At 74.5% G+C, this 16,216-nt stretch carries 12 protein-coding genes, 1 tRNA gene and 1 riboswitch; of the genes, 6 read left to right on the top strand and 7 right to left on the bottom strand.

The window, feature by feature from the left end; genetic code table 11:
* Positions 1-334 precede the first annotated feature (334 nt).
* From ACFRQN_RS34190 to ACFRQN_RS34165, 6 genes are all read right to left on the bottom strand, one after another.
* Positions 335-664: a hypothetical protein gene (locus ACFRQN_RS34190; RefSeq protein WP_049656286.1), complete on the bottom strand. Its 330-nt coding sequence runs from the start codon at positions 662-664 to the stop codon at positions 335-337.
* Positions 665-1,121: 457 nt separating this feature from the next.
* A complete protein-coding gene (locus ACFRQN_RS34185) occupies positions 1,122-2,486 on the bottom strand; it encodes an FAD-binding oxidoreductase (protein WP_380744311.1) in 1,365 nt (454 codons plus the stop codon).
* Between the two features lie 190 nt (positions 2,487-2,676).
* A complete protein-coding gene (locus tag ACFRQN_RS34180) occupies positions 2,677-3,894 on the bottom strand; it encodes an MFS transporter (protein WP_380744309.1) in 1,218 nt (405 codons plus the stop codon).
* A 45-nt stretch (positions 3,895-3,939) separates the two neighbouring features.
* Positions 3,940-4,767, bottom strand: a complete 828-nt coding sequence (locus tag ACFRQN_RS34175) for a MerR family transcriptional regulator (protein ID WP_074001836.1) — start codon at positions 4,765-4,767, stop codon at positions 3,940-3,942.
* Between the two features lie 128 nt (positions 4,768-4,895).
* Positions 4,896-4,983, bottom strand: a tRNA-Ser gene (locus ACFRQN_RS34170).
* Between the two features lie 63 nt (positions 4,984-5,046).
* Positions 5,047-6,867 (bottom strand): S1C family serine protease, encoded by a 1,821-nt coding sequence (locus ACFRQN_RS34165; RefSeq protein ID WP_380744307.1) that lies wholly within the window; start codon positions 6,865-6,867, stop codon positions 5,047-5,049.
* A 266-nt stretch (positions 6,868-7,133) separates the two neighbouring features.
* Positions 7,134-7,278: riboswitch (TPP riboswitch) on the top strand.
* Between ACFRQN_RS34165 and ACFRQN_RS34160 the strand changes: the two genes are divergently transcribed.
* From ACFRQN_RS34160 to ACFRQN_RS34145, 4 genes are all read left to right on the top strand, one after another.
* Positions 7,271-8,689, top strand: coding sequence for a cytosine permease (locus tag ACFRQN_RS34160; protein ID WP_079271981.1), 1,419 nt, complete (start codon positions 7,271-7,273; stop codon positions 8,687-8,689). Its footprint overlaps the riboswitch before it by 8 nt.
* Positions 8,690-8,796: 107 nt before the next feature.
* A complete protein-coding gene (locus ACFRQN_RS34155) occupies positions 8,797-9,621 on the top strand; it encodes a glycerophosphodiester phosphodiesterase (protein WP_380744304.1) in 825 nt (274 codons plus the stop codon).
* A gap of 427 nt (positions 9,622-10,048) precedes the next feature.
* Positions 10,049-10,468: an ATP-binding protein gene (locus ACFRQN_RS34150; RefSeq protein ID WP_380744302.1), complete on the top strand. Its 420-nt coding sequence runs from the start codon at positions 10,049-10,051 to the stop codon at positions 10,466-10,468.
* A 69-nt stretch (positions 10,469-10,537) separates the two neighbouring features.
* The gene (locus tag ACFRQN_RS34145; protein ID WP_049655150.1) at positions 10,538-11,521 is read left to right on the top strand and encodes a DUF5926 family protein; all 984 of its coding nucleotides are present in this window, start codon (positions 10,538-10,540) and stop codon (positions 11,519-11,521) included.
* Positions 11,522-11,796: 275 nt separating this feature from the next.
* On the opposite strand, the gene ACFRQN_RS34140 is transcribed toward ACFRQN_RS34145, so the two are convergent.
* Positions 11,797-12,459 (bottom strand): bifunctional DNA primase/polymerase, encoded by a 663-nt coding sequence (locus ACFRQN_RS34140; RefSeq protein ID WP_049655147.1) that lies wholly within the window; start codon positions 12,457-12,459, stop codon positions 11,797-11,799.
* A 614-nt stretch (positions 12,460-13,073) separates the two neighbouring features.
* Between ACFRQN_RS34140 and ACFRQN_RS34135 the strand changes: the two genes are divergently transcribed.
* Together ACFRQN_RS34135 and ACFRQN_RS34130 are read left to right on the top strand one after the other, a co-directional pair.
* Positions 13,074-14,522: a PP2C family protein-serine/threonine phosphatase gene (locus ACFRQN_RS34135; protein ID WP_380744300.1), complete on the top strand. Its 1,449-nt coding sequence runs from the start codon at positions 13,074-13,076 to the stop codon at positions 14,520-14,522.
* A 129-nt stretch (positions 14,523-14,651) separates the two neighbouring features.
* Complete coding sequence (locus ACFRQN_RS34130; protein ID WP_074001837.1) at positions 14,652-16,151, top strand: aminopeptidase P family protein; 1,500 nt, start codon at positions 14,652-14,654, stop codon at positions 16,149-16,151.
* Positions 16,152-16,216: the final 65 nt, after the last annotated feature.

Below are 16,216 nucleotides of genomic sequence, written 5' to 3'. Positions count from 1 at the left end.
GACCGGGGGGGGTGGCCGGGGGGGCCCGTCCGGGGGGTCCGCCCGGCCCGCCGGCGGGGTACCCCGGGCCGGGCGCCGCACACACTGGGGGGCGGTGCCGATGGCGGCACCGCCCACGAGACCGGTTTCGCGGTGACCCTTTCCGCAGGCCGGTCGTTGCGCTGTTCCCTCTGGTGGTGATGCGTCGGTGGTTCGGTGTCCGTTCCGGCCGTTCCGTTCCGGTCCGGGCCTGTCCGCGGCTGCTCAGCTCACCCGCGTCCACCCACGTCCGGCGCCCCCGCCTTCCGTGGTGCCCGGTGCCGTCACTCGGCCGTGCGGCCGGTCAGTCGGCCGGTCAGTTGAAGGTCGGGGCGACGACGACGTTGACGTCCTTGTTGCCCTGGCCTCCCTGGACGGTGCCGGTGTTGTCCTTCACCGCGATGGTGTTGTCCTGGTTCGTGGCGCCGGAGCCGGCGGCGGTCTGCTGGGTGGAGACGTAGTTGCCGTCGACCCCGCCGAACACGTTGCCGGTGCCGGTGTCGGAGACCGCCCCGGCGTTGGAGGCGCCCTCGGCGCCCGCGCCGTTGTCGGCGGCGGCAGCCCCGGCACCGGCCAGCAGCAGGCCGGCCGCGAGCGGGCCGGCGAGTAGGAGCCCGGCTGTTCGACGGGGATGGGTGCGAGCCATGAATGCCTCCGGGAAGCTGCTTGTCGCGCAATGGTCGATCAAGGTGCGCAAGGTTCGTCGACCGGACGAACACCTGCGGGCTGCGACGCCGGAAGACAGACTTCCGCAACAAATCGACAAAGCGCTAGCTCACACGGCGAATTTCGCCCGTTTGCGTGATATCCACCCGGGCCGCGCATGACGGCCGGGAAAACGGAAAACGCGGCGATATACCCCGTCCGAGCTGGGACTTCACCCGTACGGCCGCTGCTCGATGGTCGGTCCGGGGGACGGCGCGGCACCGTCACACGATCCGCTGGGCGCACCACCCTGGCGCGTGCGAACCGCACGCGCGCCCCCGGAAAAGTTCGGTCACCCTCCCATGTCGACTTTCCCGGTCATGAAAAGGCCGTCGGATGCCACACCACGACGGCAGGGGTTCGGACGTGCGGTCCCCGCCGAAATACTTCAGTGAAAATCAGATCATCTTGCCGGGATTCAGAATTCCCAGCGGATCGAAGACCGCCTTCAGCTGCCGTTGCAGGTCCAACGCCACCGGGCCCAACTCACGGGCCAGCCAGTCCCGCTTCAGCAGCCCCACACCGTGCTCCCCGGTGATCGTGCCGCCCAGCTCCAGCCCGAGCGCCATGATCTCGTCGAAGGAGCGCTGGGCCCGGGCCGTCTCCTCCTCGTCCGAGGCGTCGAAGATGACGATCGGGTGGGTGTTGCCGTCCCCGGCGTGACTGACCACCCCGATGGTCAGCCCGTGCCGCTCGGCGATCACCGCGACGCCGTTCAGCATCTCCGCCAGCCGGGAGCGCGGCACCGCCACGTCGTCGATCATCGTGGTGCCCAGCCGGTCCAGCGCGGGCAGCGCCATCCGCCGGGCGGCCAGCAGCAGATCGGACTCCGCCTCGTCCTCGGCCGGCACCACCTCCGTCGCCCCGGCCTCCCGGCACAGCCGCGCGACCCGGGCCAGCTCGGCCACCCGGTCCGGCCCGTCGAAGGCCACCAGCAGCAGCGCCTGGGTGGACTCCGGCAGCCCCATCCGCCCCAACTCGTTGACGGCCCGCACCGAGACCGCGTCCATCAGCTCCATCAGCGACGGGGTCAGACCCCGCGCCATCACCTCGCAGACCGCCGCCCCGGCCGTGTCCGCGCTCGGGAACTCCGCCGCCAGCGCCAGCTGCGGGGCGGGCGCCGGCCGCAGCGACAGAACCGCCCGGACCACCACCCCGAGCGTCCCCTCCGAGCCGACGAACAGCCTGGTCAGGTCATACCCGGCCACACCCTTCGCCGTCCGGCGGCCGGTGGACAGCAGCCGCCCGTCCGCCAGCACCACGTCCAGCCCGAGCACGTACTCGCTGGTGACGCCGTACTTCACGCAGCAGAGCCCACCGGCCCCCGTGCCGATGTTGCCGCCGATCGTGCAGGACTCCCAGCTGGACGGATCCGGCGGATACGAGAGGCCCAACTCCTCGACGGCCCTGGACAGTTCGGCGTTCACCACACCGGGCTCGACCACCGCGATCCGGTTCACCGGGTCGATCTCCAGGATCCGGTTCAGCTTCACCAGCGACAGCACGACGCAGCCGTCCACCGCGTTCGCCGCACCCGACAGCCCGGTCCGGGCGCCCTGCGGCACCACCGGGACGCGCAGCTCGGTCGCGGTGCGCAGCACGTGCCGCACCTGCTCGGCCGTCTCCGGGAACACCACCGCCGCGGGCTGCCCGGCCGCGCAGAAACCCGCCATGTCGTGGCGGTACGCGGCGGTCACGTCCGGGTCCACCACGACGGCCCCGTCCGGGAGGCCCTGCACCAGTCGGTCCGTCAGATCACTCATCGCCGCCTCCACTCGCCGCCCGACCGCCTCCACCTCCGCACTCTGCCCGGACGGCAGGGGGCGGGCAAGTGGGCCACGGGGAGGGACAGGGAGCGGGACGGGCGGCAAGGGCCGCCGTACGGGGAGGTGCCGGCCGGATCCCGGGGCCGGCGCGGGCGACCGGTCGGCTCAGGCCCGGCTCAGGCCCGGCTCAGGCCCGGCGGAGGGTCGGGGTGGCCAGGGCGGTGAGGCCGGCCACGGCGGTGGCGAGCGCGCAGAGGAGGGTGGGCGGGGCGGCGCCCGCCGCGTCCGCAAGCAGGCCCAGCAGGGCGTTCGAGAGCACCAGGGCCAGGCTCTGCACGAGCGTCAGCAGGGCCTGGACCCGCGAGAGATGGGTCGGCGGCGCGCCGGTCAGCACCAGCGGGCCGAGGTGGCAGGCGAAGAGCCCCGAGCCGAGGCCCGCCACCGTACTGCCGGCCACCGCCGCCACCGGCCCCGCGGCCAGGGCCAGCAGCGCGATCCCCGCCGACGCCGTACAGAGCCCGGCGGCCGCCCCCACGCCGGCCCGGGGCAGCGCGCCCCGCCGGGCGACCAGGACGGCCACCGCCAGTACCCCGGCCGCCTGCCCGCCGCTCACCAGTCCCGCCGTCCCGGCCGACCAGCCGTGCGCCCGGGCGAGCAGCGGGCCGAGCAGCGACACCACCGGCAGCAGCGCCCCGGCCGCCGCACCGGTGAGCAGCAGCGCGGCCCGCAGCAGCGGGTCGGCCAGGGCGAGCCGGACGCCGGACGCGGCCTCGCTCAGCAGGCCGGCCCGCGGACCGGACGGCCCGTCCGCCCCGGGGCGGACCCTCAGCAGGACCAGCAGCACGACCCCGAAGCTCACCGCGTCCGCGAGCGCCACGCCGGGCAGCCCGCCGGCCGCGACCAGCAGGCCGCCGAGCGGCGCCCCGAGCAGGACGGCGCCCTGCCCGCCGGCCTGCCGCAGGGCGAGCGCCCGGGGCAGCCGGTCGGCGGGCACCAGCCTGCGCGGCATCGAACCGCTCGCCGGGAGGTGGAAGGCGTCAACCGTCCCGATCACGGCCGCCGCCGCGACCAGGAGCCAGAGCGGTGTGCCCCGGTCGGCCGCGACCAGCGCCAGCGCGGCGGTCGCGGCCAGCATCACCATGTCCCCGACGAGCATCACCCGACGGGCGCCGAACCGGTCCGCGACCGCGCCGCCCAGCAGGACCAGCGCGGTGCGCGGCACCGTGACCGCCGTCAGGACCAGCCCGGCCGCGCCGCCGCCGTGCGCGGAGGCGGCCCAGCCGAGGGCGAAGTACAGCGCGGCGTCGCCCAGCAGTCCGGCCTGGACCCCGGCCAGCCAGAGCAGGTACGTCCGGGGCAGCGCGGCCCGCGAACCGACGGCGGCGGTGGCAGCGGCAGTGGTCATGCCGGGTGACGCTAGGACCCTCGACCGGGTCGAGGGCAAACCCGGCTACCCGCGGACCACCGGCTCCTGGAGCTCGGTGACCCACCCCGCCGGGTCCTCCGGGCACTCCAGGTACAGCTCCCGGGCGTAGCCGGCCGAGCGGTAGCCGTTCTCCTCGATGAAGCGGGCCAGCTCCTGGCCCGCGCCCAGGACCTCGTCCATCGGGCCGCGGTGCACGATCGTCGCCGCCTCCCCGATCGGCGGCAGGTCGACCACCTCGAAGTCGTGCGCGCCCGCCCGCACCGACGGGCCGACCGGGACGGCGGCCCCGACCAGCACCGAGCCGTTGCCCTCCGGGGCGTCCTGGTAGTGGGCGACGGACGGGCCGGCCGCCTCGATCCCGGCCCCGGCCAGCCGCCGGCACAGCTCGGCGAACAGCGGCCCGATCACCGGCCCGATGTCCTCCGGCTCGTAACTCGCGGCCACACCGGTCAGTTGGGCCACCCGGACGGACGGCACCGGCTTCACCACGACATCCCGCACGGACATGGTCCCCTCGCTCTCGATCGTCCGGAGCCTCGCCTCCACCCGGGCCAGCCGCAGCTCGTCGGCCGCGATCGCCGCGGCGAGCTGGGCCCGCCGCAGCCGCAGCATCCCGCGCAGCTCGGCCGCGTCCACCCGCTCGTCCAGGACGGCCCGCACCTGCTGCAGGGTGAAGCCGAGCTCCTTGAGCGCGATCACCCGGTTGAGCCGGGCCAGTTGGGACGCCTCGTAGAAGCGGTAGCCGCTGACCGGGTCCACCCGGGCGGGCCGCAGCAGCCCGATCGCGTCGTAGTGGCGCAGCATCCGCACCGACACCCGGCCGTGGCTGGCGAAGTCTCCGATGTTCAACATGGTGCGACCACTCCACCCCCTGCCACCGTGTCAGGGTCAACCCCCGCCCCGCCCGTGGCCCGGGAAACACCGAGGGCGGGTGCCGAGTGGTCTCGGCACCCGCCCTGAGCAGGTGGTTCTCCTACCGGCGGAGAGCGTGGGATTCGAACCCACGGTACGGGGTCACCGCACGACAGTTTTCAAGACTGTTCCCTTAGGCCGCTCGGGCAGCTCTCCAGGCGGAGGTCAGCCTAACGGGTCCGGCGGGGTTCGGTGCACACGTTTCGGTGCGGGCGGGGGTTACGGCTGGTCGCCCTCGCGCTGGCCGAGAGTGACCTTGGTGGTGAGGGTCTGGCCGTTGCGGGTGTACTCGACGTCGACGGTCTCGCCGGGCTTGTGCGTCCAGATCCGGCTGACCAGGGCGGGGCCGTTGTCGATCGGGACGCCGCCGAGCTTGGTGATGACGTCGCCCGGCTTGAGGCCGGCCTTGTCGGCCGCGCCGCCGGGGGTGACGGCGGGCTGGCCCTGGATGTCCTTGGTCTGGATCTGCGCGCCGTCGCCCTTGTAGTCGTCGTTGCGCAGCACGTCGAGCTTGGCGTAGACCGGCTTGCCGGTCTTGATCAGGGTGTCCGCGACCCACTTGGCCTGGTTGATCGGGATGGCGAAGCCCAGGCCGATGCTGCCGGCCCGGCCGTTGGCGGAGGCGTTGGACTGGATCGCCGAGTTGATGCCGATCACCGCGCCGCCGGAGTCGAGCAGCGGGCCGCCGGAGTTGCCGGGGTTGATGGAGGCGTCGGTCTGCAGGGCGTTCATGTACGAGGCCTGCGAGCCGGTGTCGTCGCCGGAGGCCACCGGGCGGTCCTTGGCGCTGATGATGCCGCTGGTGACGGTGGACTCCAGGCCGTACGGCGCACCGATCGCGACGGTGGCGTCGCCGACGTTGACCTTGTCGGAGTCGGCCAGCGGCAGCGGGGCCAGCTTGCTCTTGGGCGGGTTGTCGATCTTGACCACGGCGACGTCGTAGCCCTCGGCGTGGCCGAGCACCGAGGCGCTGTAGGAGCTGCCGTCGGCGAACTTGACGGTCAGTTTGCCGCCGCTGAGGGTCGGCGCGACGACGTGGTTGTTGGTGAGGATGTGGCCCTCGGTGTCGAAGACGAAGCCGGTGCCGGTGCCCGACTCGCCGTTGCCCTGCGCCTTGATGGTGACGACGCTGGGCAGCGCCTTCTGCGCGATGGCGGCGATCGAGCCGGGGACGGGCTCGTTCTTCTGGGTGTCGCTGGCCTGGACGGTGGTGCTGCGGTGGTCGTTCGCGGAGCTCCTGCGGTCGGAACTGTCGGAGACGGACACGCCGAGCGCGCCGCCGGCCACACCGGCGACCAGCGCGACGGCCGCGATCAGGGCGACCAGGCCGCCGCGCTTCTTGCGCGGGCCGCCGGGGCCGCCCGGACCGCCGGGGTACTCCGCCGGGTAGCCGAGCGGGCCGGCCGGGCCGCCGGGGTAGCCGGCGCCGCCGGAGGTGGAGTCGTGGGTGGGGCCCCAGCCGCCGAGCGGCTGGCCGGCCCCGAAGGGGTGGTGGCCGTGCGCGGCGGGGGCGGCGGGCGCGGCCGGAGCGGCGCCGTACCCCTCGTGCGCGCCGGCGGCGGGGACGCCGTGGGTCGGGGTGGCGTACGGGTTGCCGGCCGGCGGCAGGGCCGGGGCGGCGGGTGCGGCGGCCACCGGGGCGGGCGGAACGGGCGGCAGGACCGGCGGCGGCGCGTCGATGTAGCCGGTGGCCGGGTCGACGGCCGGCTCCTCGACGGCGAGTACGGCGGGCTCGGCGGGTGCGGCGGGTGCCACGGGCTCGGCGGGTGCCTCCGGTGCGGGCACCTTGGTGAAGGCGACGGTGGGCTTGTGCCCACCCCCGGCCGGGACCTCCTCGGCCGGAACGGCGTCGGCGGACGGCGCCGCCTCGGCGGCGGCGGCCTCGACCGCGCCCGCCTCCGGCTCGGGCACCCGCCGGAACGCCATAGTCGGGTTGTGCCCGCCCTGAGCGGGGCCCGCGGCAGCGGACTCGGCCGCCCCCGGCCCGGCGGGCTGCTCCCCCTGCGGCCCGGTGGGCCCAACCTCGCGCTCGGTGCTCACGGACGACCTCCATAGCTGGCAGAACCAAGGACCATAGTTTTTCGCACTGTCGATTCGTTTGCCGTAAGGACCCCTCTGAAGAACTCATAAGAATCCTTAGCCGGCACCGACACCGGCACTGGCGTCAGCACCCACAGCGGCACTGACACCGGCTCCGGCACCCGTACCGACGGCCGGGGCTCCCCTCCCCATCGGGCGTCCGCGATGCGGACCGCCCCGCCCTCGGCCTTGGGCGTCGGCACCCGCGCCGGTTAGCCTGGCGCTCCAAACTGACACGCGGGAGCTTGGACCCACCAGGCTGAGAGTGCGCATGTCGACCGTACGCCACACGAGTGACGGACGTTCGAGGGGGCGCTGACCGCCGGAACCTGTCCGGGTAATGCCGGCGTAGGGAGTATCGGCCATGCCGCCTGCTTCGCCATCCTCTTCTTCGGGTACGAACGCCTCCGACTCCGGCGCGAACGCCCCCGCGCCGGGCGCGACCGCCCTCCTGGAACGCGCCGAGCACGTCGAAGCGCCCCTGGTCCTGGACACCGAACCGCCGCGCACGCTGCGCTTCCGGGACCACTTCGCGCTCTGGATGAACCTGGGCGTCAGCCTGATCGGCTTCTCCACCGCCGCCACCGTGCTCGGCGCCCCCGGCAGCGAGCTGTCGCTGGCCGCCGCGGTGACCGCGATCACGATCGGTACGGCGGTCGGCACCGCGATGCTCGCCGTGGCCGCGCTGATCGGCGCCCGCACCGGCGCCCCCGCGATGGCGAACCTGCGCGGGCTGTTCGGCACCCGGCTGTCCTACCTGCCGACGGTGCTCAACATCGTGCAGTGCATCGGCTGGGGCGTCTTCGAGCTGCTGACCATCTCGGCGGGCGCGCAGACCGTCGCGCACACCACCGGCTACCGCTGGCTGTTCGTCCTGCTCGCGGGCGCGCTGACCACCGCGCTGACCATCTGGCCGCTGGGCTCGATCGCGGTGCTGCGCCGCTTCGTGGCCGGGGCGGTCGCGGTGGCGATGGTGTACTTCACCGTCCAGCTGGGCCGCCAGGGCGTGCCGGACCCGGGCGCGGGCAACTGGCACGGCTTCCTCGGCGCCACCGACGCGATGATCGCGGTGTCGGTCTCCTTCGTCCCGCTGGCCGCCGACTACACCCGGCACTCGCGCACCCCGCGCTCGGCGTTCTGGGGCAGCTTCTCCGGCTACACGGTCGCCCAGGTCTGGTGCTACGTGCTCGGTCTGATGGCGCTGCTGCAGTCGGACGGCGACCCGAACCGGATCTTCGACTCCTTCCTCGGGGTCTGGGCCGGCTGGCTGTTCCTGCTGGTGCTGGTGCTGCGCGAGACGGACCAGTCCTTCGCCAACGTGTACTCGACCGCGATGTCGGTGCAGAACCTGCTGCCGAAGGTGGACCGCCGGGTGCTCTCCGGCGCGATCGGCGTGCTGATCACCGTGCTGGCGCTGCAGATCGACGAGTTCACCGACACCTACTACGGCTTCCTCGGCCTGATCGGCTCGGTGTTCGTGCCGCTGCTGGCGGTGCTCGTGGTGGACTACTTCCTCGGCGCCGGCCGACGCGGCTGGAACCTCTCCGCCGACGCGCCGTCCCGCTGGCTGATGCTGCTGCCGTGGGCCCTGGGCTTCGCGGTCTACCAGTTCATCGCGCCGACCAAGGTCGCGGGCTGGTGGACGGACTTCTGGACCTCCGCCCAGGAGGCGCTGCACTTCACCCCGCAGGAGTGGACCTCGGCCTCGCTGTTCGCCTTCCTGGTGCCGGCCCTGGCCACCTGGGCGCTCACCCCGCTCGGCCGCCGCGCCGTCCGGGGCTGACGGAGCGGAGGGAGCGGGGCCCGAGCGGGCCCGCAGGTACGGAGACGGCCCCACAGGTTGGGGCCGTCTTTGTCCGCGCTTCACCTCCGCCGCCTATCGTTGGGCCTGTGACCAGCCCAGACCTGTCCTCGGCGGCGGCGCGCACCGTGCCGCCCGTCCAGGTGATCGCCCACCGCGGTTCCTCCCACGCCCTGCCCGAGCACACCCTCGCGGCCTACCGGCGCGCGCTCGACGAGGGCGCGGACGCGCTGGAGTGCGACGTCCGGGTCACCGCCGACGGCGCGCTGGTCTGCGTGCACGACCGCCGGATCGGCCGGGTCTCCAACGGCCGGGGCACCGTTTCGGCCATGACCCTCGCCGAGCTGGAGGCGTACGACTTCGGCGCCTGGAAGACCGGCCGCCCCAGCACCGACCCGGAGCTGCGCGGCGTGCTGCGGCTGGAGCGGCTGCTGGAGCTGGTGGTGGAGTGCGGCCGCCCGGTGGACCTGGCGATCGAGACCAAGCACCCGGTGCGCTTCCGCGGCCGGGTGGAGGCCGAGCTGCTGCGGACCCTGGAGCGGTTCAAGATCGGCGCCGTCCGGGAGGGCGACCGCCCGTCGGCCCGGATCATGAGCTTCTCCTCGGTCGCGCTGAACCGGGTGGCCGCCGCCGCGCCGCGGTACCGGCGGGTCTTCCTGTTCGAGCGGACCCTGCCGCTGCTCGGCCGGCTGCGCGAGGGCTCGCCGCTGCCGGGCGGGGCGCGGATCGCCGGCCCGGGCATCGAGCTGGTGCGGGCCCGCCCGCAGCTGGTGACCCGGCTGCGCGAGCTCGGCCACGAGGTGCACGTGTGGACGGTGGACGAGCCGGCCGACGTCGAGCTCTGCCTGGAGCTCGGGGTGTCCGCGATCATCACCAACCGGCCCGCGGAGGTACTGGCGCAACTCGGCCGGTGATCCACCGGTGATCCGTCGGCGCACCGAAGGCCGTACTCCTCCGAACCCCGCCGTTCCGATCACTCTGGTCGGCAGTCAAACCTTCCTCGCGCGAAATTGCCGGAATTCTTGCATCCGGGCGACGGAGGGTGAGCGCGGAATGACCTGATGTCGACCGTCGGTCGCCGCACTCGAAATGGGCTCGCGGGATCGTCCGGTGCTCGTTTCCGACGCATTACCAAGGGGCATCTCTCCCTCGGCATACGCTGAAGGAGGTCCGGGGGTGGCGTTGATGGTGGCGCGTGAAGTGCCGACTTCATCGACCATGGCAGTGCCGCACGGCCCAGCGAGTGTCGGGGTCGCACGGCGCCGACTGCGTCGAGATCTGGGTGACCGGCAGGTACCCGAACCGGTCATCGATGATGCTGTTCTGATCCTTTCCGAGCTGTTGAGCAACGCCTGTCGGTACGCCCGTCCGCTCGGCCCGCTGCCGGCCCTGGGCCGCAGCGCCCGGGCCGAGGTGCTCGGGCAGGTGCTGGTCGGCGTCCCCTCCGGGGCGACCGCCGCGCAGGGCGCCCGGGAGCCCGCCGAGGGTCCGGCCGAGCCGGCCGGCGGGGTGCTGGTCCGCTGGCAGATGCACGCCGACGGGGTGCTCACCCTGGAGGTCACGGACGGCGGGGCGGCCACCCGGCCGCTGCCCGCGAGTCCCTCGCTGACCTCGCGCGGCGGCCGCGGCCTGAGCATCGTCGACCAGCTGGCCAGCGACTGGGGCGTGCGCGACGCCCCCGGCGAGGTCACGGTCTGGGCGGCGCTGCCCGCCCGGGCCCGGCACGCCCGGCGCACCGGGGGCGATGCCCGTAGCGCGTGAGCCGGGCTCGGGGAATGTGTCGTTAGGCTTCCCGGGACACAGGACCACCGTTCCCGGGAGAGCCGCAGCATGGGCAAGAAGGCCGCCAAGAAGGCGCCGCAGCGCCAGTCCACCACCGCCGTCACGGGCGAGATCCCCGTGGTCGGGGCCCGCGAGGACTGCCCCTGCGGCTCGGGCCGCCGGTACAAGGCGTGTCACGGCCGGGAGGCCTCGCACGCGGTGCAGGAGCTGGTGCACCGCCCGTTCGAGGGCCTGCCGGGCGAGGCCGACTGGGTGGCCCTGCGCGAGCTGGTGCCCGCCGCCACGGTGCCGCTGACGCTGGCCGCCGGGGTGGCCGACGGCGCGACCGGTGACGTCCCGTCGGTGACCCTGGCCACCGTGCTGCCGCTGGCCTGGCCGGCCCTGCGCCGCCAGGACGGCTCGATCCTGCTCGGCCTGCAGACCCAGTCCGCCTCCGGCGACCTCAGCCGCGACCTCGCGGACGCCCTGGAGCTGGCCCTGGCCACCGAGCCGGGCAGCCCGGTGCCGGCCCGCCGGACCGTCCCGGGCGGGCGCCGCCTGCAGGACCTGCTGGACACCACCGCCGCGTTCACGCCCGCCGTGCACACCGGCTTCGAGTTCTGGCTGGAGGACGCCGAGGCCGCCACCGGCGAGGTCGCCGCCTCCCTGGAGCGCGCCAACGCCTCGGCCATCCCGACCGAGAAGCTCGCGAGCGTGGACTCCGCGTACTGGTGCGGCACCCCGGACAAGAACCACCTGCGCTGGGTGATGACCGTGCCCGAGGAGAAGCTGCTGGACGCGCTGGCCCGGCTGAACACGGCCGGCGAGGCCTCGCTCGGCCCGGACACCCGCCTGGTCGGCTCCTTCCGCGCGCACGGCCTGACCGTCCCGGTGTGGGACCTCCCGCTCGCGATGACCGCCGCCGACTGCGAGAAGCCGGCCGCCGAGTTCGCCGAGCGGCTCGCCGCGGTGCTCGCCGACGCGGCCCCGCTGACCGCCGAGGAGCGGCGCACCCGCGCGAACCTGGTGAACCGTCAGGTCACCTTGAACTAAAGGGCGCAGGATCCGCGTGATACGCGTCACATTGTCGCGGTGAACGCGCAATTTCCGGGCGTGGAGGGCGTCTTGGAAATTGGCGCGGGCGCGGATCCTTGTTACTGTCTAAAGAGTCCGGCCGCTGGTGCATCCCCCGTCGCCAGCGGCCGGATCTTTTCTTTTTCCGGAGTGCCCCGCTCGGAGCCCCCGGACGGGCCCGGGCCGAGACCCGGGAGAAGCCCGGATCCGGGCCCGGCGGACGGTGTCGACAGCCCGTCCCGCTCCGGTGGCCCTCAGTAGGCCGAACGCCCGCTGTCCAGCCGGACCGTCGCCTCCACCAACTCCCCCAGCAGCGGCCCGACCTGCGGCAGCCAGACCCCGCCGCCGACGCCCGGTCGCGGCGCGAGCACCCAGCGCACCCTCCCCCAGCCTCCGGCCGAGGGGACCCCGACGGCCGCGCCGCCGGGCGGCAGCGGCAGGAAGCCGCCCGCCCCGTGGTAGCGCAACGAGCCCGGCACCCAAGGGAGTTGGGCGAGCATCTCGCCGAGCACGTCCAGCGAGTACGGGGCCACCAGCAGCGCGTAGCGGCCCGGCATCGCCAGCACCGGGCCGAGCGGCAGCCGCAGCGCGCCCAGGTAGACCAGCGCCCGGGCGCCGGCCGCCGCGGGCAGGCTGACCGCCGAGACCGTGGAGCCGGTGGCGGCCAGCACCGGCGCGTCCGGGCTCTGCCGCTCCCACCACCAGCGCACCATCCGGGCGTCCGTGGTGGCGGCCAGCAGCGAGGGGTCGTGCGGGTGCGCGCCGGGGACGGTGCAGTCCAGGTCGCCGCAGGAGCAGCGGCCGTCGCGCAGCACGGCGCCCGGCACCACGGGCCAACGGTGGTCGACGGCGGCCGTCAGGGCCGCGGCCAGCCGGGCGGAACGATCCTCCGACCGGTCTTTCGGGTTCTCACGCATGGCGCTCGTTCCTTTCCCTGACCGCTCGGTTCGCTCCGCTCCGCCGGCGTCCGTCGGGATCCTCCGCGCGGACCCGCCGCGGCACGGACCCGGGCGGCGCGGCGCGGGGCGGGCGGCAGGGCGGACGGCGCGGCACGACGTGGAGCAGGTGTGGAGTACGACGTGAAAGGGCCGCGCAGGGCACAGCCCTTGGAACGAGAATCCCGTACGCGACCGGATGGACGCCGCCCGGGCGCGCTTGGTTCCACCGTACGAGTGAGAGAGTTCCGGCCGACCCGGCTCACGGGCGGCACGGACATACGATCCGGACGGCCGCCCGGGCCGTCCTCCCGGTTCTGCCCGCTCGCGGCCCGCTCCATGCCTCCGGGCCGAGTGGCGCGCGCACCAACCCCGCGCGCCCCCCGACCGGGTCGCGATCGATGTGGAACGGGCCACCGCGTCGTCCTGGATCTGGACATGCCCCGAATGGCCTGTGTAGAAGTGGTGGCATTGCTGTCGATCAATGACGAGTAGTAGCGAATCGAGGCGAAACACGCCCTTTGGCCGTGCTCGCTCCACATTGGCCGTACCTGGGGGTTTCGCATGGCACGTAGCACCGCGTCAGGAGTGACGGCATGAACGAGTCCCACCCGTCGACGGCCCTCCCGACGACGACCGCCGAGCCTGGCGAACCCGGCTGCGCGGGCGGGCTCACCGTCCTCGACCTGCCGGACCTCCCCGGCCCCGTCAACGCCCCGGACGGCACGGCGGACGGCCGCACGGCGCCCTCCGCCGCGCTGCAGGACCGTTTGGCCGGACGCCTGTCCGATATCACCAGCCTGCACGAGCACACCGAACGGCTCGCCCGCGCCCGCGGCCTGGCCGCCACCCTGGACACCGTCCTCGCCTCCGGCGCCGCCCTGCTCGGCGCCCGGCGCGGCATGCTGGTCACCCGGCGGCCCGGCGGCGGACCCGGACAGCCGGTCGGCCACGGCCTCGACCGCGCCAGCCTCGGCGCCCTGGAGACCGTCCCGACCGAGCAGAGCCTGCTGGCCCGGCTGCTGCGCGAACGGGACCGGCCCGCCCAGCTGCACTCCCACGACCTCGCCGAGGACCCGGCCACCGGCGCCCGGCTGCGCGAACTCGCCGTCCACCTCGGCCTCGGCGGCGCCTACGGCCTGCCGCTCGCCACCGAGGAGGACGGCCCGCTCGCCGCCGCCCTCTGGTTCTACGACGAGCCCGCCGAACCGACCGACTGCCAGCGCGAACTGGCCCGCCACTACTGCGAGATCGCCGCCCCGCTGCTCGCCAAGCAGCTGGAGGCGGACCGGATCTCGCGCACCACCGAGGCGCTGCGCCGCGGCCTGCTGCCGGACCGGCTCCCCCGGGCCGCCGGGCTGCGGCTGGCCGCCCGGCTCGTCCCCGCCGGGCTGGAGCGCTCCACCGGCAGCGACTGGTACGACGCGATCCCGCTGCCCGACGGCACCATCGGCCTCACCGTCGGCTCCGTCTCCGGCGACGGCCCCGGCGCGGGCCCCGGCTCCGCCCCCGGCGCGGCCGCCGCGATGGGCCGGGTCCGGGCCGCGCTGCGGGCGTACGCGGTGCTGGAGGGCGAGGACCCGGTCTCCGTCCTGGGGGACCTGGAGCTGCTGCTCAAGACCACCGAGCCGACCCGCACCGCCACCGCCGTCTACGCCTGGATCGAGCCCGAGGAGCGCCGGATCACCCTGGCCGGCGCCGGGCACTGCCCACCCGTCCTGGTCGGCCGGCACGGCGCCGAGTTCGTGGAGACCTCGCTCTCCGCCCCGCTCGGCATGCTGGCCTGCTGGGAGGCCCCCGGGGTGGAGTTCGTCGCCGAGCGCGGCGACACCCTGCTGCTCTACACCGAGGGCCTGGCCCGCCGCTGCGGCCCGACCCTGCACGCCGGGCAGGCCAACCTGCGCCGGGCCGCCGCCGACGCCCCGCGCGACGTGCGGATCGACCCGGACCGGCTCTGCGCCCACCTGCTGGCCGTCTGCCCGGACCCGGACGCCGGGGGCACGGCCACCGACGACCTGATGCTGCTGGCGGCCCGCTTCGAGTGACGGTTCGGGCCCGGAACGAACGGGCGGCCGGGCGTCCGTACCATGGACGGACGCACGGCCGCCCGCGCGTGTCGCGATCCGACACCTCCCCCAGGGGCGGCGGTACCACCCCCCAAGGAGGCGTTGCACGTGACCGAGGACCGTACCCCCGCGGTGGCCGAGAACCCCGAGGCCGAGGGCGGCGAGGAGCCTGAGCAGCACAAGGGCCGCAAGAACGGTCTCTACGGCGACATCTCCGACGAGCTGGCCGCCTCGATGAAGTCCGGCTGGGCCGACACCGAGCTGCACGGCCTCGCCCCCGTCGCCCAGGCCCCGTACGCGGCCGAGCGCCGCGCCGCGCTGTCCGCCGCCTACCCCGGCGAGCGCCTGGTCGTCCCGGCCGGCAACCTGCGGGTCCGCTCCAACGACACCGACTACGCGTTCCGCGCCGCCAGCGAGTACGTCCACCTCACCGGCGACCAGACCGAGGACGCGGTGCTGGTCGGCGAGCCGACCGGCGCGACCGGCCACGACTTCGTGCTCTACCTGCTGCCCCGCTCGAACCGCGAGAACGGCGAGTTCTGGCTGGACGGCTACGGCGAGCTGTGGGTCGGCCGCCGGCACAGCCTGGCCGAGCAGGAGCAGCTGCTCGGGCTGCCCGCCCGCGACGTGCGCAAGGCCGCCGAGGAGCTGGCCGCGAAGGCCGCCGACTCCGCCGTGCCGACCCGCATCGTCCGCGGCTACGACGCCGGCCTGGAGGCCGCGCTCGCCGACGCCCTGGACGCCGACAAGGACGCCGGGCTCAAGGAGTTCCTGAGCGGCCTGCGGCTGGTCAAGGACGCGTGGGAGATCGGCGAGCTGCGCGCCGCCTGCGACGCCACCGTCAAGGGCTTCACCGACGTGGTCCGCGAGCTGGGCCAGGCCGTCGCCACCTCGGAGCGCTGGATCGAGGGCACCTTCTGGCGCCGCGCCCGGGTCGAGGGCAACGACGTCGGCTACGGCACCATCGCCGCGGCCGGCCCGCACGCCACCACCCTGCACTGGGTGCGCAACGACGGCGACGTGCGCCCGGGCGAGCTGCTGCTGCTGGACGCGGGCGTGGAGACCAGCACCCTCTACACCGCGGACGTCACCCGCAGCCTGCCGATCAACGGCAGCTTCACCGAGGTCCAGCGCCGGATCTACGACGCGGTGTACGACGCCCAGGAGGCCGGCATCGCCGCGGTGAAGCCCGGCGCCCGGTTCCGCGACTTCCACGAGGCCTCGCAGCGCGTGCTCGCCGAGCGGCTGCTCGCCTGGGGCCTGCTGGACGCCTCGGTGTACGACGTCGAGAAGGTCCTGGAGCTGGGCCTCCAGCGCCGCTGGACCCTGCACGGCACCGGCCACATGCTCGGCCTGGACGTCCACGACTGCGCCCACTCGCGCCGCGAGGAGCACGTCGACGCGCTGCTGGTCCCCGGCATGGTGCTGACCGTCGAGCCCGGCCTGTACTTCCAGCAGGACGACCTGACCGTGCCGGAGGAGTACCGCGGCATCGGCGTCCGGATCGAGGACGACATCCTGGTCACCGCCGACGGCAACGAGAACCTCTCGGCCGGCCTGCCCCGCAGCGCCGAGGACGTCGAGGCCTGGATGGCCTCGCTCGCCTGAGCCTGCGCACGACGGCCGTGACGCGGCCACGGTGAAGGGCCCGGCCTCCCGAGCAGTGGGAGGCC

Source organism: Kitasatospora sp. NPDC056800, assembly GCF_042789775.1.
Taxonomy (GTDB): Bacteria; Actinomycetota; Actinomycetes; order Streptomycetales; family Streptomycetaceae; genus Kitasatospora.
This window is presented reverse-complemented; position numbering and strand designations above follow the sequence as displayed.